We start from the raw sequence: 21447 nt of genomic DNA on the forward strand, positions 1-21447 counted from the left end.
CCGCCGACCGCCGGGCCTTGTGCCCCGGTTCACCGCGGGCTACGAGAGTGGCGGGAGCCTTCTTTCTCGGACCCTCCTCTCTCGGCCCCTTCTCTCCCACCTCTGGAGCAGCCGGTATGAGCCAGCCCCTCGGACGTCGCGGTCTCCTGGTGACGGGAGCCGCCACCGCCCTTACGTTGAGTACCGTGAGCTTCGCCCAAGCCAGTCCCGCTTCCGGCTCCCCGGGCGCCGGTGGCAGACGGACCAGGACCGTCCGCGGCACCCTGCCGCCCGGCGCCCCCGACTTCGTCCATCTCCCCGTCGAGGTACCGCGCGGCGTCAACGAGATCCATGTCGCCTACTCCTACGAGCGCCCCGCCGTCCCGGCCGGCACCCCGGGCAACGCCCTCGACATCGGGCTCTTCGACGAGCGCGGTACGGAGCTGGGCGGCCGGGGCTTCCGGGGCTGGTCCGGCGGGGCCCGTACCGAGTTCTTCGTACGCGCCGACGCGGCCACCCCCGGCTACATCCCGGGCCCGGTCCGCGCGGGCACCTGGCACATCGCGCTCGGCCCGTACACCGTGGCGCCGCAGGGGCTGCCGTACGAGATCACCATCACCCTCACGTACGGCGCCCCCGGCACCACCCCGGCCCCCGTCCACCCGCCCCAGCGGGCCAAGGGGCGCGGCCGGGCCTGGTACCGGGGCGACTGCCACATCCACTCCGTGCACTCCGACGGGCGGCGCACCCCCGCCGAGATCGCCGCGCTCGCCCGCGCGGCCGGGCTCGACTTCATCAACTCCAGTGAGCACAACACGTACTCCGGGCACCGCGCCTGGGAGGGCCTGTGGGGCGACGACCTGCTGATCCTCACGGGCGAGGAGGTCACCACCCGCAACGGCCATGTCCTCGCGCTCGGTACGGACCCCGGCACCTTCATCGACTGGCGCTACCGTGCCCGCGACAACCGCTTCGGGCGTTTCGCGCGGGAGATCTCCCGCGCGGGCGGCCTCGTCGTGCCCGCCCATCCGCACGGCACCTGCATCGGCTGCAACTGGAAGTTCGGCTTCGCGGAGGCCGACGCGGTGGAGGTGTGGAACGGCGCGTACACCCCGGACGACGAGATCTCCCTCGCCGAGTGGGACAACTCGCTGGTGGCCTCCGTACGTTCGGGCGGTACGGGGCGGACGTGGACCCCCGCGATGGGCAACAGCGACGCCCACCGCGACCCCGACCCGATCGGCACCCCGCAGACCGTCGTCCTCGCCGACGACCTGACCCGCGAGGCGATCCTCGCCGGGATCCGCGCGGGCCACAGCTATGTCGCCGAATCCGCCGCCGTCTCGCTGACCTTCGGCGCGGCGGGCGGCCGGGGGCTCCACGCCGGCATCGGCGACCGGCTGCGCGTCGCCCCGGACGAGCCGGTGACCGTACGCCTGGAGGTGACCGGCGCCCCGGGCCGCACCGCCTACCTCGTCACCGACCAGGGTCCGCTGTACAGCTCCGTACTGCCGGAGTCGGGCCCGGGGACGGTGGAGTGGCGTACGACCGCCTCGTACGCCGCCTATGTACGCGCGGAGGTGCGGCACGCCCCGAAGGTGGCCGGACTGCCGGGCGCGCTGGCGGCGTTCACCAACCCGGTGTTCCTCGGCGCCTAGCCACCGGCGGCGCGGGACGCTCCTGTTTCGGACGGTTAGGCGGAGGGGGAAGGGAAAGACAGACCAAGAGGGAGGTGGTGGGGCCACTCCGCCCCCTCGATCGACCCGTGACGCTTGGGCCACATGCGGTCCTGAACCTGTCGAGGGCTTGTGCAGAGCCTTACTCACTGCTGACGCACAGCCCACGACAAGGCAGACTGTGCGGGGCGATACCGGTGAGCGGCGGGCAGGGGGAGCTATGGGCCTCGACGGCGGGCCACGCGTACCGGAGCAGTGGGCTCCGGCCGCACCGAGTGACACGGACAGGACCGGCGCGACCAGGCGCACCGGCGAGGCCAACGGCACGGGCACCACCCACACCAGCGCGAACGGCACGACCGGAGCCAACGGCGCCAACGGCACGGGGAAAACGAACGCCAACGGCGCCGGCGCCCGCGCGCTCAGCGGCACGGTGATCGACGACAAGCTGCTCAGCGGCAAGGCCGACAGCGTCGTGCCCGGCGCCCCCAACGAGGCCGCCCACCTGCGCTTCAGCGTGCTCGGTCCCGTCCGCGCCTGGCGTGGCGGCGAAGCGCTGGCCTCCGGTTCGCCGCAGCAGCGTGCCCTGCTCGCCTCGCTCCTCCTGCGCGAAGGCCGTACGGCCACCGCCGCCGAACTCATCGACGGGCTCTGGGGCGACGAACCACCCTCGCAGGCCCTCGCCGCCGTCCGTACGTACGCCTCCCGCCTGCGCAAGGTCCTCACCCCGGGCGTGCTGGTCAGCGAGTCCGGCGGCTACGCGCTGCGGACCGATCCCGACGCGCTCGACCTCAACGTGGCGCAGGAGCTGGCCGCCGACGCGGACAAGGCGCGCGCCGCCGGCGACCGCGGCCAGGCGCGTTCCCTGATCAGCAAGTCGCTGAACCTGTGGGACGGCGAGGCGCTGGCCTCCGTGCCCGGACCGTACGCCGAGACGCAGCGCACCCGGCTGGAGGAGTGGCGCCTCCAGCTCACCGAAGCGCTGCTCGACCTGGATCTGGAGGTCGGCGCCCACACGGAGGCCGTCTCCGAGCTGACCGCCCTGACCGCCGAACACCCGCTGCGCGAAAGGCTGCGCGAGCTGCTGATGGTGGCGCTCTACCGGAGCGGCCGGCAGGCGGAGGCGCTCGCCGTGTACGCGGACACGCGCCGGCTGCTCGCCGACGAGCTGGGCGTGGACCCCCGGCCCGAACTCTCCGAGCTCCAGCGCCGCATCCTCCAGGCGGACGAGGACCTGGCGCGCCCGCCGGAGGAGCGCGAGCCGGTGCACTCCGTACCGCGCCCCGCCCAACTGCCCGCGACCGTCCCTGACTTCACGGGCCGCGCCGACTTCGTACGGGAGCTGGGCAACCGGCTGGCCACCGCCGAGGGGTCCGTCATGGCGGTCTCCGCGCTCGCGGGGATCGGCGGCGTCGGCAAGACCACGCTCGCGGTCCATGTCGCGCACGCGGCGCGCACGCACTTCCCCGACGGCCAGTTGTACGTGGACCTCCAGGGCGCAGGGACGCGCGTGGCGGAACCGGAGGCCGTACTGGGCTCGTTCCTGCGGGCGCTCGGCACCCCGGACACCGAGATCCCCGACTCGCTCGACGAACGCTCCGCGCTCTACCGCTCCGCGCTCGACGGCCGGCGCGTCCTCGTCCTGCTGGACAACGCCCGGGACGCCGCGCAGATCCGGCCGCTGCTGCCCGGTACGACCGGGTGCGCCGCGCTGATCACCAGCCGGGCCCGGCTGGTGGACCTGGTGGGCGCGCACCTCGTCGACCTCGATGTGATGTCACCGGAGGAGGCCCTTCAGCTCTTCACCCGCATCGTCGGCCTGGAGCGGGTCACCGCGGAGCGCGAGGCGGCCCTCGACGTGGTCGCCGCCTGCGGCTTCCTGCCCCTCGCCATCCGGATCGCGGCGTCCCGCCTCGCGTCCCGCCGTACCTGGACGGTCTCGGTCCTCGCGGCGAAGCTCGCCGACGAGCGGCGCAGGCTGGACGAGTTGCAGGCGGGCGATCTCGCGGTCGCCGCCACCTTCGAGCTGGGCTACGGCGCGCTGGACGACGCCCAGGCGCGCGCGTTCCGGCTGCTCGGCCTGGCCGACGGCCCCGACATCTCGCTGGCGGGCGCCGCCGCGCTGCTGGACCTGGCGCAGCGGGAGGCGGAGGACCTGCTGGAGTCGCTGGTCGACACGTCCCTGCTGGAGTCGGCCGCCCCGGGCCGCTACCGCTACCACGACCTCGTACGGCTCTACGCGCGTGCCTGCGCCGAGCGCGACGAACAGGACCCCTCCGAGCGGCGGTCCGCGCTCTCCCGGCTGCTGGACTTCTACCTGACGACATCGGCGCGGGTGTACGCGCTGGAGCGCCCCGGCGACCGGCTCGTCGACCACCTGGAGCCGGCGTCGTACGAGGGGCTGACGTTCACCGACCGGCACCACGCGCAGGACTGGCTGTACGCGGAGGCCAACTGCCTGCTGGCCTGCGTACGCCAGTCCGCCGAAGGGCCCGCCGCCGCGACCTCGTCCACGGCGACCGGCTCCGGTGCGGACGCGACCGGTACGGACACGCTGCGCCGCGCCGTGGACCTGCTCTGGGCGTCGCTGGACCTCGGCGAGTCCGGGGCCAACGCCAAGGCGTACGAGGCGACGGCGACGGCCGTACGGGACGCCGCGCGCGCCTTCGGCGACGACCGGGCCGAGGGCCGGGCGCTGATCGCCCTGAGCAATGTGCACCTGGTCACGGGCCGGTTCGACCAGGCCGACGAGGAGACCCGGCAGGCCATGACGCTGGCGGAGCGCACGGGCGACACGCTGACCGTCTGCTGGGTGAGCAACCACCTCGGCGCCATCGCGATCTACCAGAACCGGAACACGGACGCCGAGGTCCATCTGCTGCGCGCGATCGAGGACTTCAGGGCCGGCGAGAACCCGCCGGGCGAGGCGTCCGCGCTCTGCAACCTCTCCCGCGCGCACCTCTCGATGGGACGTACGGCCAGCGCGGTCTCGCTCGCCAGGGAGGGCATCCGTATCTACGAACGGATGGGCAACGCCCTGCGCGCCGCGAACGCCCGCTACGCGCTGGGCCTCGCCCTCACCAAGAGCGGCCATCTCTCCGACGCGGCCCAGCAGCTCGTCGACGCCCTGGAGACCTTCCGCGACAGCAGGCAGCGGCTCTGGGAGGGGATGACCCTGTTCCGGCTCGCCGAGGTCGATCTGGCGGGCAGGCGCCCCGCGCCGGCCGCGTCCAACGCGGAGATGGCGCTGACCGTGCTGCGCGGCATCGGCGGCGAGTGGCGGCGCGCCCAGGTGCTGACCGCGCTCGGCCGGGCCCTGAACGGCATAGGGCAGACGGGGCGCGCCCAGGTCTGCTGGCAGGAGGCGCTGGGCATCTTCGAGGAACTGGGTTCCCCCGAGGCGACAGAGGTGCACAGCCTCATCACCTCTTCCGCGGCCGCGTAACCGCCGCACCAGCCCCGTCGTACGACGGGGCTGGCCTGCACGTTCATCAATCGTTTAGCGGTACACGGCATTGTCGTCCACGTCGAATCCGTTGCGTCGGGGGGCAGACGGATCGATGTGAGGCCGAACCCCTAGGGTGGGCGGCCTTGAGACGCCCGTCCGGCTATTCGGGGGAACGGCCGGACGGGCCTCATGCCCCACCACATCGCTCTACACGAGGGAGTTCAGCCATGAGCGAGAAGAAGAGCGAGAAGACGACCGACCAGATCGTCAAGCCGCAGGGCGACACGCACGTGACCGGCGAGCCGGACACCACGCCCAAGCCGCTGGACACGCACGTCACCGGCGGAGACCTCACCACGCAGGACACGCATGTCACCAGCGAGCCTGCCTGATCAAGCCTTTTCGACGGGGGTAACGGCCGCGGCGGCGCGGAGGGGGAGCCGCCGCGGCCCTGGCGTGTCAGGGGCCGGAACCCCTGATACCACTTACCGATGTGCCGTCGACGGTTGCGGCAGTGCCTACCGGAAAGAATTTCGACATGACACGTGAAATAACGCTTGCCAAGAGAATCCTGGTCACGGCCGCCCTGGTTGTCGCCGCGGGAGCGGCCGCGGCGTCGCCGGCCCTCGCCGGTGACAACCACGTCACCGACCACCCCCAGGACCACCATGTCACTGTCGAAACCCAGGACGTGCACGTCACCTGAGCCGCGACCCACCGACCGAGGCGGAGAGGGCCGAGCATCGCGCTCGGCCCTCTCCATCGTTCCGTGTCCTCGCGGCCGTCAGGTGTCGAGCGCCGTGCTCACCGTGCACTTCTTCACGCGGGTGACCTGGCGCGGGCTGTCCATCGCCACCTTGACCGTGGTCGTCTCGCCGCTCTCCAGGTCGATCTCCGTCTCACCGGAGTCGATGACCCGGCCGGTGGCGTCCGTGAACGTCACGTCGATGTCGTAGCGGTCGGTCACCCCCACCGCGGTCTCCACCTGTACGGTCGCGTACGTGACGGCCTTGCGCTTGCCCTTCGCCTTGCGGACGCAGGTGACGATCCGCGCCTCGACGCCGCCCGTGGTCGCCGTGGCGACGGACGTCGGCGTACTGCTGTCGGACGAGCCGTACTCGTCGTCGCCGTAATCGTCCTGATCGTTGTAGCGCGAGCCCGAGTCGTACCCCGACGACCCGTTGCTCTTCTTCGAGTTCGAGCAGCCTCCGCCGCCGCTGCTGCCGCCGCTGCTGCTCGACTTCCCCTTGCTCCCGCTGCCCCCCTTGCCGGACTTGGCCGACGAGAACCCCGTCAGAGCCAGCACCACCACGACCAGTACGGCCGCGAACTTCAGACGTCGACGCATCAAAGTCGAGTCACTCCCCCGTTGGACACGTATCACTCCTCGGTACGCCGAGGAGCCCATGAACCTGTCAAGTGCGCGCGACACCTTAGCAGCGCGTACGGACAACCGCAGGCGCCGCATGGCGCACACCAGGCACCCGGCGTAGCGTCTCCACCTGGAGCAGGGTTCCGCACAGCCAAGGAGGCCGGGCGATGGTCCGCAACATCTTCGGTTCGATCCTCGCTCTCGCCGGGGCCGCCGCCGCTGTCTTCGGGCCGTTCCGCGCCTGGTACGACGGGCGGATCGGACGCGACTACCGCGTCGCCGACCTCTTCGACGGCGTCACCCCGAACGGGGCCGGGCTCTTCACCTCGCTCCTGCTGCCCCTCGCCTTCGCCGCCCTGGTCACCCTGGTCGGGGTGATGGCGCGCTCGCGTCCGCTGGTGGCGCTGGCCGGGCTGATCGTCCTCGGCTTCACCGTGCTGTGGATGGTGCGTCAGGGGCAGGCCGCGGGCTCCCTCGCCATCAGCGGGGACGGTTCGGGCCTGGGCGTCGGCGTCGCGTACACCGCGGGCGGCGGGGTGGCGCTGCTGCTGGCGGCGCTCCTGATGTCCGGCCGCAGGCGCGCCGGGCGCCGGGACCGGGAGCAGCCGTACGAGCCGCAGCCGTACGAGCCGCAGCCGTACGACCCCCGGCAGTACGAGCCGCAGGGCTACGGGCAGCCGCAGGGGTACGACCCACAGGGCGGGCAGCAGGGGTACGAGCCGCAGCGGTACGGACAGGACCAGCGGTACGAACAGGAACCCTGGCCGCAGCCGCAGCCGCAGCCGCCGCAGACGCAGACGCAGGACGGGGACACGCAGTCCCTGCCCGTCACCGGCCGGTGGTACGAGGAGAACGGCGCCCCCGACACCGACCGCACCCCCCGCCGCGACGACCCGTACCGCTAAGGCCGTGAACCGCGTCCCGTCGCCGTCCCCTTGACCGCGTCCAGCGCGTACACGCACCGGTCCTTGCTGCACGCGTACACCACGCCCCGCCGCGCCACCGGCGACCCGGTGATCTCGCCGCCCGTCGCCAGCTTCCAGCGGAGCTGGCCGCCGCTCGCGTCCAGTGTGTAGAGCGCGTGGTCGGCCGAGCCGAAGTGGAGCCGCCCGTCGGCGACGACCGGGGCGCCGATGACCTCGCCGCCCGCCGCGAAGCGCCACTTGGGCGTGCCCGTGACCGCGTCCAGGGTGTACAGCGCGCTGCCGCTGCCGACATGGACGTTGCCGTCGGCGACCAGGGCCGGTTCGATCGACTGGCGGGACTCCGTGGCGATGCGCCAGCGGTCCTTGCCGGTGGCCGCGTCGAGCGCGTACACCGTGCCCAGGTAGTCGGCGAGGTAGACACCGCCGCCCGTGACGGCCGGACCCGGCGCGAAGGCGGGCGGGGAGAGGAAGACGGCGGGCGCCTCGAAGTGCCAGCGGACATGGCCGGTGACAAGGTCGACGGAGAGCACGCGCGTGCCCGCCGCGACGTACAGATATCCGTCGGAGGCGGGGCTCACCCGTACGGGGACGCCGCCGCAGGAGGCCGCGTCGCCGATGGGGTACGACCACAGCTCGGTGCCCGAGCGCGCGTCCAGCGCCTGGAGCCGGGCGTCCTTCCACACGAAGACCGTGCCGTCGTGGATCGTGGGGCCCGACTCCGGGGTCTCGAAGTCCGTCTGGGCGCCCGCGATCTCCCACAGCCGCTCACCGCTGGACGCCTCCCACGCCTGGACACCGCCGCCGCGCGTGCCGGTGACGACCGTGCCGCGGTCGACCTTGAGGGAGTACACCCAGGAGGTGGTCTGGAGGCGCCACAGCTCCGCGCCGGTCGTGCTGTCGAGCGCGTAGAGCGTGGGCCCGTCCGAGGCGTGGATACGGCCGCCGGACACCGCCATCGCCCAGGCGACGTCCCGGGTCTTGAACTGCCGGCGCCCGCTGCCCACGTCCAGCGCGTGCACCTCGAAGGACGTGACGTAGAGCAGGTCCCCGTCGACGACGGGCGTCCCCCAGACGTCGTTGGACATCCGGAACCGCCACGGCCGCCAGCGCTGCGCGTCGGCCGCCCCCTCGGGCGGCTGGGTGGGCGCGGGCAGCGGCGGTACGGGCGGGTGCGGCGCGGCGCCGTGGGGGGGGTCCGCGCCGAGCAGCCCGGCGGGCGGGCGGATCCAGCCGGTGGCGGGACCGGCGTCCGCGACGGCGTGCGCGTCCCCGACGCGCGGTCCTGGGCCGATCGGCACCGGCGCGCCCGGGAGCTGGACCGGGTTGGCCGGGGGCGCGGCGGCGGGCATCGCGGCGCCCTGCGCGACGGGCCGGGGCGCGGGGCGCCCGCCGTGCCCGGCGCCGTGTCCGCCGGCGTGCGCACCGGCGGGTCCGCCGCTTCCCCGGCCGCCGCCGTCGGGGCGCCACGCGGCGTCCCAGTCGGGCGCCTGCGCGGGCCGCGGCGGCTGGTGCAGGGGCTGCGGGGGTACGGCCGGGGCCGCGGCGCGCGCCGCGGCGGCGACCCGGCCTCCGTTGCGGCGGCGCTCGATCATCGCGGTGGCGGAGTCCGGCAGCCAGGCCGACGCCGTACCGCTGTCGTCGCTGCCCGAGGCGAAGAGATGCGGCGCGAGCTGCGACTGGAGGTCGGCGGGCGAGGGCCGCAGTCCGGCGTCCATCTGCATACAGGACTCGATGAGGGGTCTCAGCTCGTCCGGCAGCCCCTCCAGGTCCGGGCCCTCGCGGAGCAGCATGAAGACCGTCTCGACCGGGTTGGCCCCGTGGAAGGGGGCGTGGCCGGTGGCGGCGAAGACGAGGGTGGACCCGAGGGAGAAGATGTCGCTGGCGCCGGTCACGCTGCGCGAGTCCCGCGCCTGTTCGGGCGACATGTACGCGGGCGTGCCGACGGCGACGTTCGTCATGGTCAGCCGGGTGTTGGAGACGCCGGAGGCGATCCCGAAGTCGATGACGCGGGGTCCGTCCTCGACCACCAGCACGTTCGACGGCTTCAGGTCGCGGTGGACGAGGCTGGCCCCGTGGATCGACTGGAGGGCCTCCGCGATCCCGGCGGCCAGCCAGCGCACCGCCTGGGCCGGCATCGGACCGCACTCGTTCACTATTTCTTCCAGCGAGGGCGCGGGCACGTACGCCGTGGCCAGCCAGGGCACCGCGGCCCGCGGGTCGGCGTCCACCACGGCGGCCGTGTAGAAGCCGCTGACGGCGCGGGCGGCCTCCACCTCACGCGTGAAGCGGACCCGGAAGAGCTGGTCCTCGGCCAGTTCGGTACGGACGGTCTTGATCGCCACGCGGCGACCGGACGCCGAACGAGCGAGATAGACCAGCCCCATGCCGCCGGCCCCGAGCCGTCCCAGCACCTCGAAAGGGCCGATACGCCGCGGGTCGTGCTGCGTAAGCTGCTCCACTTGCCTGCCACCTCCCCGTACGGGCCACAAAGGTACGGCCCCGTGCCCCCTGATTCTTCCTGCCGGAGGCGGCGGTTGCGAACCCGGGGGCGGATCGGGGTGTCTCGTCCCGATCCGGACACCACCTGCGCCTCGCATACCCGCCTACCGGGGATTCTCCCCCGGTTCCGGGGCCGAAGTCCTGTCGTCCGTCAATCGCCGGTCCGTTTCCAGCCCCGCCGCCACTTTCTGCCGGGCTCGGGCTCCGATACGGATTCCGGGGCCGATTCCGTCAGGGGCGGCTCCGGCGCATTCCGTTCCGGCGCCCGCTCCGAGTCTTCCGCTTCTTCCGCCCCCCGCGTGTTCTTTCCGTTCCCCGGCGCGTCCCGGCTCTCCTCCAGGACGGCGAAGGACGCGCCCTGGTTGTCCACCAGGACGGCCATCCGGCCGGACGCGATGGGGAAGGGCGGCGCGGTGATCCGGCCGCCCAGCCGGACCGCCGTACCCGCGGTCCTGGCGCAGTCGGCGACGGAGAAGTAGCTGAGGAAGTGGCCCGGCAGCTCCGCGGGGAAGGCGTCCGTGATCACGCTGCGCCCGCCGACGGCGCCCGCCGCGCCGGGGGCCGCGCCCGCCGGGGACCACAGCCGGAAGTCGACGCCGGTGTCCCCGCCGGGGACATCCGTGCCCCGGAAGCCGAAGACGCCCTCGTAGAAGGGGTCCACCCGCTCCTTGTCCCTGGTGTAGACCTCCGTCCAGCAGAAGGATCCCGGCAGGCCCTTCTTCTCGAACCCCGTGTCGTCACCCGCCTGCCAGAGCCCGAAGACGGCGCCGGCCGGGTCCGCCGCCTGGGCCAGGACGCCGGACCGCCCCACCGCCACCGGGTCCTGGACGAGCCGGCCGCCCGCCTCGACGATCCGTCCGCAGAGCGCGACGGCGTCGGCGGTGGCGAAGTAGACGCCCCAGGCGGTGGGCATCCTGCCGTCCCGCTTGGCGACCAGCCCCGCGACCCGCTTCCCGTCGCTGAACGCCTCCGTGTAGTGCCCGTACTCCGCGCCGGCGTCCCGGCCGAAGGTCCAGCCGAACAGCTCACCGTAGAAGCGCTTGCCCGCCGCCAGGTCGGGCAGCGACACATCCACCCAGCACGGCGTGCCCTCCGCGAATGCGGCCATGGACCGGATCCTTCCCTGTGCGGCGCCGCCTACGTCACCGGTGTGTGGCGCCCGTCACAGCAAAGCTTGTGCGGGTTGGCCGGAAACGCAAGCCGAAGAAATCGAACAATTGATTCATTGCCCCAGGGTGAAGCCGTCGCCACCCCGAGTTATCCACCGGAGTTGTCCACAGGCTGTTGATAACACTAAACCTGTGGACAACCCGCGCCCCGGGCCCGGCGCGGCCGTGCGGGAGATGGCCGGTTCCCCATTTGCAGTCGGCCAAATCGCGCTCCGATCACCCCTCGGTAAGCTGACGACATGACAGGACAAGTGCGCACCGTCGACGGCCGCGTGGCTGGTCGACGCGGGCAGGCGACGCGGCAGAAGCTGCTCGACTGCCTCGGCGAGATGCTCAGATCCTCGCCGTACCGGGACGTCAAAGTCATCGACGTCGCCCGTAAAGCGGGCACTTCACCCGCGACCTTCTACCAGTACTTCCCGGACGTCGAGGGCGCCGTCCTCGAAATCGCCGAGGAAATGGCCAAGGAGGGCACCGGGTTGACCGGTCTGGTCTCCGGCCGTTCCTGGGTCGGCAAGGCCGGGTGGCAGACGTCGGAAGACCTTGTCGAGGGGTTCCTCGATTTCTGGCGCAAACACGACGCCATCCTCCGGGTGGTCGACCTGGGCGCGGCGGAGGGCGACAAGCGGTTCAACAAGATCCGTCTGAAGATCCTCAACTCCGTGACCAGCTCCCTCACCGAGTCGGTGACCGAGCTCCAGTCCAAGGGACGCGTCGACAAGGACGTCAGCCCGGCGGCGGTGGCCGGTTCGCTGGTCGTCATGCTCGCCTCGGTGGCCTCGCACCAGAAGGGCTTCCAGAGCTGGGGCGTGAAGCAGACCGAACTGAAGCCGAACCTGGCCCTGTTGGTCCATCTCGGCATGACCGGCAAGAAGCCCACGAAGTAACGCGCCGAAACGATCCGGCGCACTGGCCGGCGGGCACGGTACGGGCGTGCCCTCTCTCCGTCCTGTCACGCCGACGGGGGTCATCCCACTGATCCCCGTCGGCGTTCCCGTACCAGGAACGCGTACGGAGATCGCGTACGGAGATCGCGTACGGAGATCGCGTACGGGGATTGAATGTCCCGCATGGACGACAACGACAACGGCCACTCCCCCCGGGGAACCTCCCAGGACATCTCCCAGGACACCTTCCGGGCCCTGCTGCGCGCCCAGCGCGTCTGGGACACGGACGGCTCCCCGCTGCCCGCCTTCGACCCGGCCACGGCGCCCGGGGACCCGCTGCCCCTGTTCCACCGGTGGTTCGCGCAGGCGGTGGCCGCGCACCAGCCCGAGCCGCACACGATGACGCTCGCGACCGCCGACGAGCGGGGCCGTCCGGACGTACGGACGCTGATGCTGCACGACGCCGACGACCAGGGCTGGCACTTCGCCTCGCACACCACCAGCCGCAAGGGCCGCCAGCTCGCCGCCCGCCCCGAGGCCGCCCTCGGCTTCTACTGGCCCACGCAGGCCAGGGCCGTACGCCTCAGGGGTATGGTGCGCACGGCGCCCCCGCGGGACGCCGCCGCCGATCTCCGCGCCCGCTCGACGGGGGCCCTGGCCGCGGCCCTGGTCGGCCGCCAGAGCGAGGTGCTCGGCTCCGTACGGGAACTGGCGGAGGCCAACCGGACGGCCTGGGACCGGGCCCGCCACGACCCGACCGCCGAGGCGCCCACCTGGACGGAGTACGTCCTCGTCCCGGACGAGGTGGAGTTCTTCCAGGGCGAGGAGCAGCGCCGCCACGTACGCCTGCGCTACCGCCGCCCCGCCCAGGAGGCCCCGGCCGGTACGTGGGCACGCGAGTTGCTGTGGCCGTGAGCCCGCGCACGGACCCGGCGGCCGGATCCGGCGGCAGGATCCGGATGTCAGGATCCGGATGTCAGGCGTAGTGCCGGTAGATCGCCGACGCCACACACGCCGGCTTCGCCTCGCCCTCCACCTCGACCGTGAACGTCAGCCGCATCTCGACCCCGTCGCCCCGCACCTCATGGACCGCGTCGACGGTGCCGTGCAGCCGGATCTTCGCGCCGACCTTCACCGGAAGCGGGAAACGCACCTTGTCCAGGCCGTAGTTGACGCTCATCGAGATGCCCTCGACCGCGAGCAGACCGGTGAAGAGGGGGATCATCAGGGACAGCGTCAGATAGCCGTGGGCGATGGGTGCGCCGAAGGGGCCGGCCGCCGCCCGCTCCGGGTCGACATGGATCCACTGGTGGTCCCCGGTCGCGTCCGCGAAGGTGTTCACGCGGTCCTGAGTGATCTCCAGCCAGTCGGTACGGCCGAGATCGGCACCGGCGAGAGCCTTGATCTCGTCGAGTCCGGTCACGGTGCGCAGGGCGTCGGTCATGCGAGGTCTCCCGAATAGGCGGTACGGATCAGGGGTTTGAGGAGTTTTCCGGTGCCGGAACGCGGCAGCTCGTCGGCGAAGACGACGGACTTGGGGATCTTGTAGCGGGCCAGCCGGCCGTCCAGCGAGGCGAGGAGGGCGTCGGCCGACACGTCGGCGCCGGGCGCGAGCACCACGACCGCCCGCCCCACCTCGCCCCACCGCGCGTCCGGCACCCCGATCACGGCGCAGTCCCCGACGGCCGGGTGGTCGTGCAGGACCTTCTCGACCTCGGCGGGATAGATGTTCTCGCCGCCGGAGATGATGAGGTCCTTCACCCGGTCCACGATGGTGAGGTAGCCGTCCTCGTCGGCGACCGCCACATCGCCCGTGCGGAACCAGCCGTCCGTGAAGGCCGCGTCGGTGGCGTCCGGCAGCCCCCAGTAGCCCGCCATCACATTGGGCCCCTCGGTGATCAGCTCACCGCGCTCGGCGTCGTTCCCGGCCGGGTCGACGATCCGTACGTCGCCGAAGAAGTGCGGCACGCCCGCGCTGCCCGCCTTGCGCCGTGCGTTGTCGGCGTCGAGCAGACACACACCGGGGGACGCCTCCGTCATGCCGTACCCCTGGACGAAGCGCAGACCCCGTTCCTCGTACGAGCGGATCAGCGACAGGGGGACCGGTGCTCCGCCGCACATCATCCGGCGTACGGACGACAGGTCGGCGTCGGGGAACCGTGGCTCGGCGGCGATCCGCTGGAACATCGCGGGGACCCCGAACATGACGGTCACCCGGTGCCGTTCCACCAGATCGAGGGTGCGGGACGGCGAGAAGGACTCCTCCAGGACGAGTGTCCCGCCCTTGAGGAACGTGGGCAGGCAGGTCATGTTGAGCGCGGCCGTGTGGAACATGGGGGCGGAGAGCAGCGTGACCTCGTCGGACGCGAAGTCGCCGTCCACCAGGGTGTTGACGCTGTTCCAGGTCAGATTGGCGTGACTCAGCACGGCGCCCTTGGCGCGGCCCGTCGTGCCGGACGTGTACATGATCATGGCGCGGTCCTCAAGGGCGACCGGCTCGTCCAGTACGGGCCCGCTCCCGCCTTCGCCGACGACACGCTCGTACGCGGCGCCGACCGCGACGGTCCGGCCGGTGCCGCATCCCGCGGCGAACTCGTCGAACCGCGTGGTGTGGACGAGGAGCGACACCCCGGAGTCGGCGAGGCAGTGCCTCAACTCGGGTTCCGCGAGACGGGTGTTGAGCGGGACGAAGACCGCGCCGAGGCGGGCCGTCGCGAACAGGGTCTCCAGGAAGGCCGGGTGGTTGGGGCCGAGGAAGGCGACCCGGTCACCGCGCCGCACCCCGACCGTGAGCAGATGACGGGCGAGCCGGGTGGTGCGGTCGTGGAGCTGTGCGTAGGTGTACGAGGTGCCCTCGTGGACGACCGCGGTGCGGTGCGGGGTCTTGCGGGCGCGTCGTGCGGTCCAGGATCCGACGCCGTGATCGCGCATTGCGGAAGCTCCTTTGCGTCCGTGCGTGTGGTGGTCGGCGGTGCGGGAGCCCGTCGGACGACCTCCGGCCGGACAGGCCCTCACTCCTCGGCCAGTCCCAGGAGACGGGCCGCGTTCTCCTTGAGGATCAGCGGCCTGACCTCGTCCTTGACGGGCAGTGCGGCGAAGTCCTTGAGCCATCGGTCGGGCGTGAGCAGCGGATAGTCCGTGCCGAACAGCACCTTGTGCTTCAGCAGGGTGTTCGCGTACTGGACGAGCTGCGGCGGGAAGTACTTCGGCGACCAGCCCGACAGGTCGATGTACACCCGCGGTTTGTGCGTGGCGACGGACAGGGCCTCGTCCTGCCAGGGGAAGGACGGATGGGCCAGCACGATCGACAGGTCGGGGAAGTCGGCGGCCACGTCGTCCACGTACAGCGGGTTGGAGTACTTGAGGCGGATACCGCCGCCACCGGGCGCGCCGGCTCCGATGCCGGTCTGGCCGGTGTGGAAGACGGCGATGGCACCGGCCTCCTGAATCGCCTCGTACAGGACGTACGCGGCACGGTCGTTCGGGCGGAACGCCTGGACGTTGGGGTGGAACTTGAAGCCCTTCACCCCGAAGTCCCTTACGAGACGGTGGACTTCTTTCGCGCCCGCCTTCCCCTTGGCCGGGTCGATCGAAGCGAACGGGATGATCACATCCGGGTTCTCGGCCGCCGCCTCGGCGATCTCCTCGTTCGGTACGGGCGGTGTCCCGGTCGCCGCCTCCGCATCCACGGTGAACACCACGCAGGCCATGCGCCGTTCGCGGTAGTGGGCCGCGATCTCCGGGAGCGTGGGCTTGCGGTGGCGGCCGTCCACCTTGAAGTACGCGCTCGACGCCTCCTCCAGTTCGGCGGAGAGCGAGCCCTGCCCGCGCGAGGAGACCTCGGCGTGGGTGTGCATGTCGATCGCGGTGAGCGCGCCGACGTCCAGGCCGGTCATGGGTGATCCTTCCTGCGGAAGTCCGGTCCTGCGGAGTCCGGGACCGGTAGGGGCCCGGCCCTGCGGCCGTGCGGTGCTACGGCGTCGGTGCGGGAATGCCGTACGACTCCGGCCGGGCGCCCACCGAGGTCGGCCAGACCGCGGCGATCCGGTCCGCCGACCAGCCGCCGTCGGTGTAGGCCGCGCTGATCTCCTGCGGATGCGACCACAGCGACAGCTTGTCGCCGCCGATGCCGACGCACTGGCCCGTGACCCCGGCGGACGCGTCGGACGCGAGGAACACCACCAGACCCGCGCAGTCCTCGGCGGTCCCGAACGCGAGCCCCTTGCGCAGCGTGTCGGGGAACGGCGTCCCGTCCTGCTCGTACGCCTCGATGTACGGCGCGAACAGGGGAATCGACTTCGTCATCTCCGTCGCCGCGTTGGGTACGACGGCGTTCGCGGTGATGCCCGCCTTCGCCAGCTCCATGGCCCAGGTCCGCACCATCGCGGCGATCCCCGCCTTCGCCGCCGCGTAGTTGGTCTGCCCGAAGTTGCCGCGCTGCCCGGCCGGGGAGCCGGCGACGACGATACGTCCGCCCCCGCCCTGCTCCCGCATCCGGACCGCGGCGGCCCTGGCGCAGGTGAACGTACCCCGGAGATGGACGTGTTGGACGGTGTCGAAGTCGTCGTCGGACATCTTCCACAGCACCCGGTCACGCAGCACACCCGCGTTGGTGACCATGACGTCGAGCCGGCCGAACGTGTCGACCGCCCGGTCCACCAGTGCCCGCGCCGCCTCGTCGGTGCCGACGGCGACCGGCTCGGCGACGGCCCGGCCACCGTCCTCGGTGATCTGTGCCACCGCGGCTCGCGCCGCGTCGGCGTCCACGTCGTTGACGACGACGCACGCGCCGGCCGCGGCGAGCGCACGGGCGTAGGCGAGGCCCAGGCCGCGCCCGCTGCCGGTGACGACGGCCGCCTTGCCGGAGAGATCCATGGATGTGTCTCCTCTGCGAAGGAAGGAGGGGGGCTCGCAACGCCGTACGTGCGGCGGAAGCCCCTCGATCTGCCGCGACGTTATGCAGATCCCTTGCGTCGGTCAATAGAGTGCGCAACATTGGTTTCCGCCGCAGTGCCCCGATCAGGGGCCGTGAGGGGGAGACATGGGCGACGTGCGGACACATCGGGAACAGCGGGGGACCGGCGGGGACGAGGTGGCACCGCGACCGCAGTCGCTGATGCTCACCTTCCTCGGCAACTTCGTCCTCGGCGGCGACGTGTGCGTGTACTCCGGCAGCATCATCGAGGTCTTCGGGCGGGCCGGCATCGGCGAACACGCCACCCGGTCCACCCTGACGCGGATGGTCAACCGCGGTCTGCTCCAGCGCCGTCGCGAAGGCCGCCGTATGTACTTCGGCCTCACCGAACGCGCCTCCGCGATCCTGCGCGACGGCGAGTACCGGGTCTGGAGGCGGGGCGCCGTCAACGACCACTGGGACGGCACCTGGACCCTGCTCGCCTTCTCGCTGCCCGAGTCCTCGCAGCGCCAGCGCCACGACCTGCGCTCCCAGCTCGCCTGGGCCGGCTTCGGGCCGCTGATCGGCGGACTGTGGATCGCGCCCGGCACGGCCGACGTCACGACGATCACCGAGGACCCGGAACTCGGCCCGTACGTCCGGGTCTTCCGCTCCACCGCCGACCCCGCGACCGACATCGACCGCATGGTCCACGACACCTGGGACCTGGCGGCCACGAGCGCCGGATACGTGGCCTTCCGTGACCGGTGGGCGGCCTTCGCCGACGGCCACGGCGCACCGGGCCCCGACGCCCTCTCGGTCAAGCTGCGGCTGCTGACCGAATGGCTCCAGATCGTCCGCGCCGACCCCCACCTCCCCGTGCGGCACCTGCCCGCCGACTGGCCCGCGTCCTCGGCCGAGGACGTGTTCCGGCGGGCCGACGCCCGGGTCGACGCGCCGGCCCGCGCACTCGCCGCCGAGCTGCTGAAGACCGTGCCGAACCCCGCGCGGCACCCGGCGCCGGACCCCGCGCCGGACCCGGCGCCGGGCCCCGCACTCCCCCTACAGAAACGCTCGCCGAAGTCTTGACTGCCGTCGGGACCCTGCCTAACTTTCCCTTGGGGTGCCCCGATCTCCGCGGATCGGATGCGTCCGGGGCACGTCGAGACACGTCGAGACACGTCCGGGTACGCCCAGGTACGCCCAGGGCAAGGAGGCCCTCATGCAGCACAGCGCGGTCGCTCCGGCCGCCCCGGCGAATCCGTCCGTGACGGCGAGGGCCTTGCAGGTGCTGGAGTCCTTCACGACCGCCCACCCCGTCCTGCGCCTCGCCGACATCTCCCGGCACGCGGGGCTGCCCCTGACCACCACCCACCGGCTGGTCAAGGAACTCGCCGACTGGGGCGCGCTGGAGCGTGACCCCGACGGCGGCTACCGCATCGGGCTGCGCCTGTGGGAGATCGCCTCGCTCGCGCCCCGCGGGCTCGGCCTGCGCGAAGTGGCCCTGCCCCACCTCTCCGACCTGTGCCACCTCACCCGCGAGAACGTCCAGCTCGCCGTCAGGGAGGACCTGTCCGTCGTCTACGTGGAACGCCTCGCGGGCAGGCACGCCGTCCGGGTACTGACACGGGTCGGCGGCCGATTCGACCTCACCCCCACCGGCGTCGGCCTCGTCCTGCTCGCCCACGCGCCCGGGGACGTCCAGGAACGCGCCCTCGCCCGGCCCCCGCACCGGCACACGGAACGCACCCTCACCACCCCGCACGACGTGCGCCGTGCGCTCGCCGAGGTCCGCCGCACCGGGGTCGCCGTCAGCGACCGCCAGGTGACGATGGACGCGGTCTCCGTCGCCGCTCCCGTCCACGGACCCGGCAACACGGTGGTCGCCGCGGTCTCCGTCGTCGCCCACGCCGACACCGTGCGACCGCATGCCCTGGCCCCGCTCGTCACCCTCGCCGCGCGGGACATCTCGCGGGCGCTGGGCGCCCGGCTCGCGCCCGTTGCGGCAGCCGCGACGGCCGGCCCGCCCGGCTGCCCCGCGGCGGGCGGAGCCCCCGGCACCACCCGCCCCTCGCCGCCATGACCGACCTCACCCGCCCCACGACCCAGCTCGGCAACCTGGACCTCAACCTCCTGGTGACGCTGCGCGCGCTGTGCCGCGAGCGCAACGTCACCCGGGCCGCGCGGCGCCTCGGGGTCACCCAGCCCGCCGTCAGCGCCTCACTGTCCCGGCTGCGCCGGCACTTCGGCGACGAACTGCTCGTACGCGTCCAGGGCGCCTATGTCCTGACGCCCCTGGCCACCCAGGTGTCCGGGCAGGTCGAGACCGTGTGCGCCGCCGCCGAGCGGCTGTTCGCGACCGGCAGCGCCTTCGAACCGGCCGCGTCACGGCGTGAGTTCACCCTGCTCATGGCCGACTACCCGGCGACCGTCCTCGGTCCCGTGCTGTCCCGGCTCTTCGCCGACGAGGCCCCCAGCGCGTCCCTGCACCTCCAGCTCGTACGGGAGACACTCGGCCGCGACGTGGTCGAGACGATCTCCCTGGTCGACGGCATGGTCTCGCCGCCGCTCGGCCACTTCCGCACCCCCGGAGTGACGTCCCGGCCGCTGTTCGAGGACCGCTGGGTCTGTCTGGTCTCCGAGGGGCATCCGCTGGCCGCCGCCGAGTCCTTCGGCGTGGCCGACCTCGCGGGGCAGCCCTGGGTGGTGCCGTACCACCGCGACGACGGCTACCCCTCGGCCGCCCCGGCCACCCGCCAGCTCAGCGCCCTCGGTATCCGCCCGCACATCGCCGTACGCGTCGAGAGCTACCGGGCCGTCCCCGACTTCGTCGCCGGCACCCGGCGCGTCGCCCTCGTACCGGACCTGCTCGTCGCCGCGCTCCCGGGCATCCACGGGCTTCGGACCCTGGACTGTCCCGTCCCGCTGGACCCCCTCGCCGAACACCTCTGGTGGGACTCCGGCCGCGACGAGGACCCCGCGCACTCCTGGCTACGGGACCTGGTGGCACGGGCCGCCGCCTTACTCGGCCCCTGACCGGACCGGGCCGCCGGGCCACCGACCGGACCGTGGACGGCGGCCCCTTCGCGCTGCCCCTTCGCGGCCCCTTCGCGCGGTCCCTTCGCGGCCCCTTCGCGCGGTCCCTGCCATAAACGGCGTTGATACCCCGTAGTCAAACGCTCTATCGACCTGGGCATTCCCCCCGGAACCCCCGGTTTCCTACTGTGCCCGGCAGGCCGCGAGAGAGCCGTCCTCGCCGCCGCGTCCCGACTCGCCCCGCACAGGAGGCAGCCATGCCGCACGCACTGACCGAGTTGAAGGTCCACACCGTCACCAAACCCGCCGGCACCGTGAGTCACCCGCTGACCGCCGACGTCTGTGTCGTGGGCGCCGGTGTCGCGGGGCTGTCCGCCGCGATCGAGTCGGCCCGCCTGGGACGCGACGTCGTCCTCGTCGACAGCCTGCCCGTGCTCGGCGGCCAGATGGTCACCTCCCTCATCGGCCTGTTCTGCGGAGTGTTCGGCAACGGCCCCGCCTACCGCCGCCTCACCCGCGGCATCTTCGACGACATCCTCACCGACCTGGAACGCTCCGGGGATCTGCACCACAACCGCGGCCACACCGTCACGGTCACCTACGACGAGGTGGCGCTCGGCCGCTGGATCGAACGGCGCGTCCGCGACCTCGGCATCCGCGTCGTCCTCGGCGCGTCCCTCACCGACGTGACCCGCGAAGGGCGCCGGATCGCCGACGCCACCTTCGCCACCCGCTACGGCACCGTCCGCGTCACCGCGCCCGGCTTCGTGGACGCCTCCGGCGACGCGGCCCTCGCCTGGGAGGCCGGACTCCCCTGCCGCCTGCCGGAACGCACCATCTACGGCTCCCAGCAGATCGTCCTGGAGCACCTGCGCGAAGAGCACCAGCCCGGACGTGACGAACTGGCCGACCGCGTCCACGCGCGGGCCGACGCGTACGGACTGCCGCGCCGGGACGGCCTCGCCTTCTTCTTCCCCGGCCGGGGCACCGCCGTCCTCAACATGACCCACATCCCCGCCCCCCTCGACCCGGTCGAGGCGTCCGCCGCGCAGCTCGAAGGACGGGAGCAGGCCGACCGGGTCGTGGAGTTCCTGCGCGCCGAGTTCCCGAAGGCGTTCGGCGACGCCCGGGTCCGCGCGTACGGATTCCCCGGCCGCCGCCAGACCCGCTGGCTCAAGGGCGTGCACCAACTGTCCCTGGCCGAGGTCCGCGCCGGCACCCGCTTCGACGACGCGGTGGCCCGTACCGCCTGGCCCGTCGAACTGCACGACCGGGCCGACGGCTACGTGTGGGAGACCTTCGACGCCGACCACGTCCACTACGTGCCGCTCAGGTCCCTGCTCTCGCCCGACTGCGACAACCTCGTGGCCGCCGGGCGCTGCGCCGACGGGGACGCCGCCGCCCTGTCCAGCATCCGCGTCATGGGGCCGTGCGCCGCCATGGGCGCGGGCGCCGCGCACGCCCTCGATCTGGCGGGCCCGGACGGCACGGTCCACACCGTGGACCGCACCGCGCTCCGTTCCCGGCTCGCCCCCAACGTGGACGCCTGAGGAGCCTCACC

18 protein-coding genes are annotated in these 21447 nt (G+C 72.6%); 11 read left to right on the forward strand and 7 right to left on the reverse strand.

Annotation, left to right across the window (positions count from 1 at the left end; all coding sequences use genetic code 11):
- Positions 1-116: 116 nt before the first annotated feature.
- The 4 genes from ACIO3P_RS21160 (at position 117) to ACIO3P_RS21175 (ending at position 5809) form a co-directional block, all read left to right on the forward strand.
- The gene (locus ACIO3P_RS21160; RefSeq protein WP_401852973.1) at positions 117-1637 is read left to right on the forward strand and encodes a CehA/McbA family metallohydrolase; all 1521 of its coding nucleotides are present in this window, start codon (positions 117-119) and stop codon (positions 1635-1637) included.
- A gap of 238 nt (positions 1638-1875) precedes the next feature.
- On the forward strand, positions 1876-5100 hold the full coding sequence (locus ACIO3P_RS21165; protein ID WP_401852975.1) for an AfsR/SARP family transcriptional regulator: 3225 nt from the start codon (positions 1876-1878) through the stop codon (positions 5098-5100).
- A 230-nt stretch (positions 5101-5330) separates the two neighbouring features.
- The gene (locus tag ACIO3P_RS21170; protein ID WP_329825039.1) at positions 5331-5495 is read left to right on the forward strand and encodes a hypothetical protein; all 165 of its coding nucleotides are present in this window, start codon (positions 5331-5333) and stop codon (positions 5493-5495) included.
- 146 nt (positions 5496-5641) lie between these two features.
- Positions 5642-5809: a hypothetical protein gene (locus ACIO3P_RS21175; protein ID WP_329825038.1), complete on the forward strand. Its 168-nt coding sequence runs from the start codon at positions 5642-5644 to the stop codon at positions 5807-5809.
- 78 nt (positions 5810-5887) lie between these two features.
- Here ACIO3P_RS21175 and ACIO3P_RS21180 read toward each other — a convergent pair whose 3' ends face one another.
- Positions 5888-6451 carry a hypothetical protein gene (locus ACIO3P_RS21180; RefSeq protein ID WP_401852977.1) on the reverse strand — a complete coding sequence of 188 codons (564 nt, stop codon included), beginning with the start codon at positions 6449-6451 and terminating at the stop codon, positions 5888-5890.
- Positions 6452-6642: 191 nt separating this feature from the next.
- Here ACIO3P_RS21180 and ACIO3P_RS21185 point away from each other — a divergent pair, with 191 nt between their 5' ends.
- Positions 6643-7380: a hypothetical protein gene (locus ACIO3P_RS21185; RefSeq protein ID WP_401852980.1), complete on the forward strand. Its 738-nt coding sequence runs from the start codon at positions 6643-6645 to the stop codon at positions 7378-7380.
- Here ACIO3P_RS21185 and ACIO3P_RS21190 read toward each other — a convergent pair.
- Both ACIO3P_RS21190 and ACIO3P_RS21195 read right to left on the reverse strand, forming a co-directional pair.
- On the reverse strand, positions 7377-9860 hold the full coding sequence (locus tag ACIO3P_RS21190; protein WP_401852983.1) for a PQQ-binding-like beta-propeller repeat protein: 2484 nt from the start codon (positions 9858-9860) through the stop codon (positions 7377-7379). The genes ACIO3P_RS21185 and ACIO3P_RS21190 overlap by 4 nt on opposite strands.
- 191 nt (positions 9861-10051) lie before the next feature.
- On the reverse strand, positions 10052-11008 hold the full coding sequence (locus tag ACIO3P_RS21195; RefSeq protein ID WP_401852985.1) for a VOC family protein: 957 nt from the start codon (positions 11006-11008) through the stop codon (positions 10052-10054).
- A 300-nt stretch (positions 11009-11308) separates the two neighbouring features.
- Here ACIO3P_RS21195 and ACIO3P_RS21200 point away from each other — a divergent pair, with 300 nt between their 5' ends.
- A complete protein-coding gene (locus ACIO3P_RS21200; RefSeq protein ID WP_401789053.1) occupies positions 11309-11956 on the forward strand; it encodes a TetR family transcriptional regulator in 648 nt (215 codons plus the stop codon).
- A 183-nt stretch (positions 11957-12139) separates the two neighbouring features.
- Entirely contained in the window at positions 12140-12871 is a 732-nt protein-coding gene (locus ACIO3P_RS21205; protein WP_401852986.1) for a pyridoxal 5'-phosphate synthase, read from the forward strand.
- A 61-nt stretch (positions 12872-12932) separates the two neighbouring features.
- Here the strand turns inward: ACIO3P_RS21205 and ACIO3P_RS21210 are convergent, their stop codons facing one another.
- From ACIO3P_RS21210 to ACIO3P_RS21225, 4 genes are all read right to left on the reverse strand, one after another.
- On the reverse strand, positions 12933-13400 hold the full coding sequence (locus ACIO3P_RS21210) for a MaoC family dehydratase (protein ID WP_401852988.1): 468 nt from the start codon (positions 13398-13400) through the stop codon (positions 12933-12935).
- Positions 13397-14887: a long-chain fatty acid--CoA ligase gene (locus ACIO3P_RS21215; protein ID WP_401852991.1), complete on the reverse strand. Its 1491-nt coding sequence runs from the start codon at positions 14885-14887 to the stop codon at positions 13397-13399. Before ACIO3P_RS21215 ends, ACIO3P_RS21210 begins: the two co-directional genes overlap by 4 nt.
- A gap of 80 nt (positions 14888-14967) precedes the next feature.
- A complete protein-coding gene (locus tag ACIO3P_RS21220) occupies positions 14968-15852 on the reverse strand; it encodes an amidohydrolase family protein (protein WP_329825030.1) in 885 nt (294 codons plus the stop codon).
- Between the two features lie 76 nt (positions 15853-15928).
- On the reverse strand, positions 15929-16831 hold the full coding sequence (locus ACIO3P_RS21225) for an SDR family oxidoreductase (protein WP_329825029.1): 903 nt from the start codon (positions 16829-16831) through the stop codon (positions 15929-15931).
- Between the two features lie 166 nt (positions 16832-16997).
- On the opposite strand from ACIO3P_RS21225, the gene ACIO3P_RS21230 reads away from it, so the two are divergent.
- The 4 genes from ACIO3P_RS21230 to ACIO3P_RS21245 all read left to right on the forward strand — a co-directional run bounded on the left by ACIO3P_RS21230 (position 16998) and on the right by ACIO3P_RS21245 (position 21436).
- Entirely contained in the window at positions 16998-17939 is a 942-nt protein-coding gene (locus tag ACIO3P_RS21230; protein ID WP_401852996.1) for a PaaX family transcriptional regulator C-terminal domain-containing protein, read from the forward strand.
- A gap of 133 nt (positions 17940-18072) precedes the next feature.
- Positions 18073-18933 (forward strand): IclR family transcriptional regulator, encoded by an 861-nt coding sequence (locus ACIO3P_RS21235; protein ID WP_401852998.1) that lies wholly within the window; start codon positions 18073-18075, stop codon positions 18931-18933.
- Positions 18930-19886: a LysR family transcriptional regulator gene (locus ACIO3P_RS21240; RefSeq protein ID WP_401852999.1), complete on the forward strand. Its 957-nt coding sequence runs from the start codon at positions 18930-18932 to the stop codon at positions 19884-19886. The genes ACIO3P_RS21235 and ACIO3P_RS21240 overlap by 4 nt, the downstream gene beginning before the upstream one ends.
- Before the next feature lie 257 nt (positions 19887-20143).
- Positions 20144-21436, forward strand: a complete 1293-nt coding sequence (locus tag ACIO3P_RS21245; RefSeq protein ID WP_401853001.1) for an FAD-dependent oxidoreductase — start codon at positions 20144-20146, stop codon at positions 21434-21436.
- Positions 21437-21447: the final 11 nt, after the last annotated feature.

This window comes from Streptomyces sp. NPDC087310 (assembly GCF_044744405.1).
In the GTDB taxonomy this organism is placed as follows: domain Bacteria; phylum Actinomycetota; class Actinomycetes; order Streptomycetales; family Streptomycetaceae; genus Streptomyces.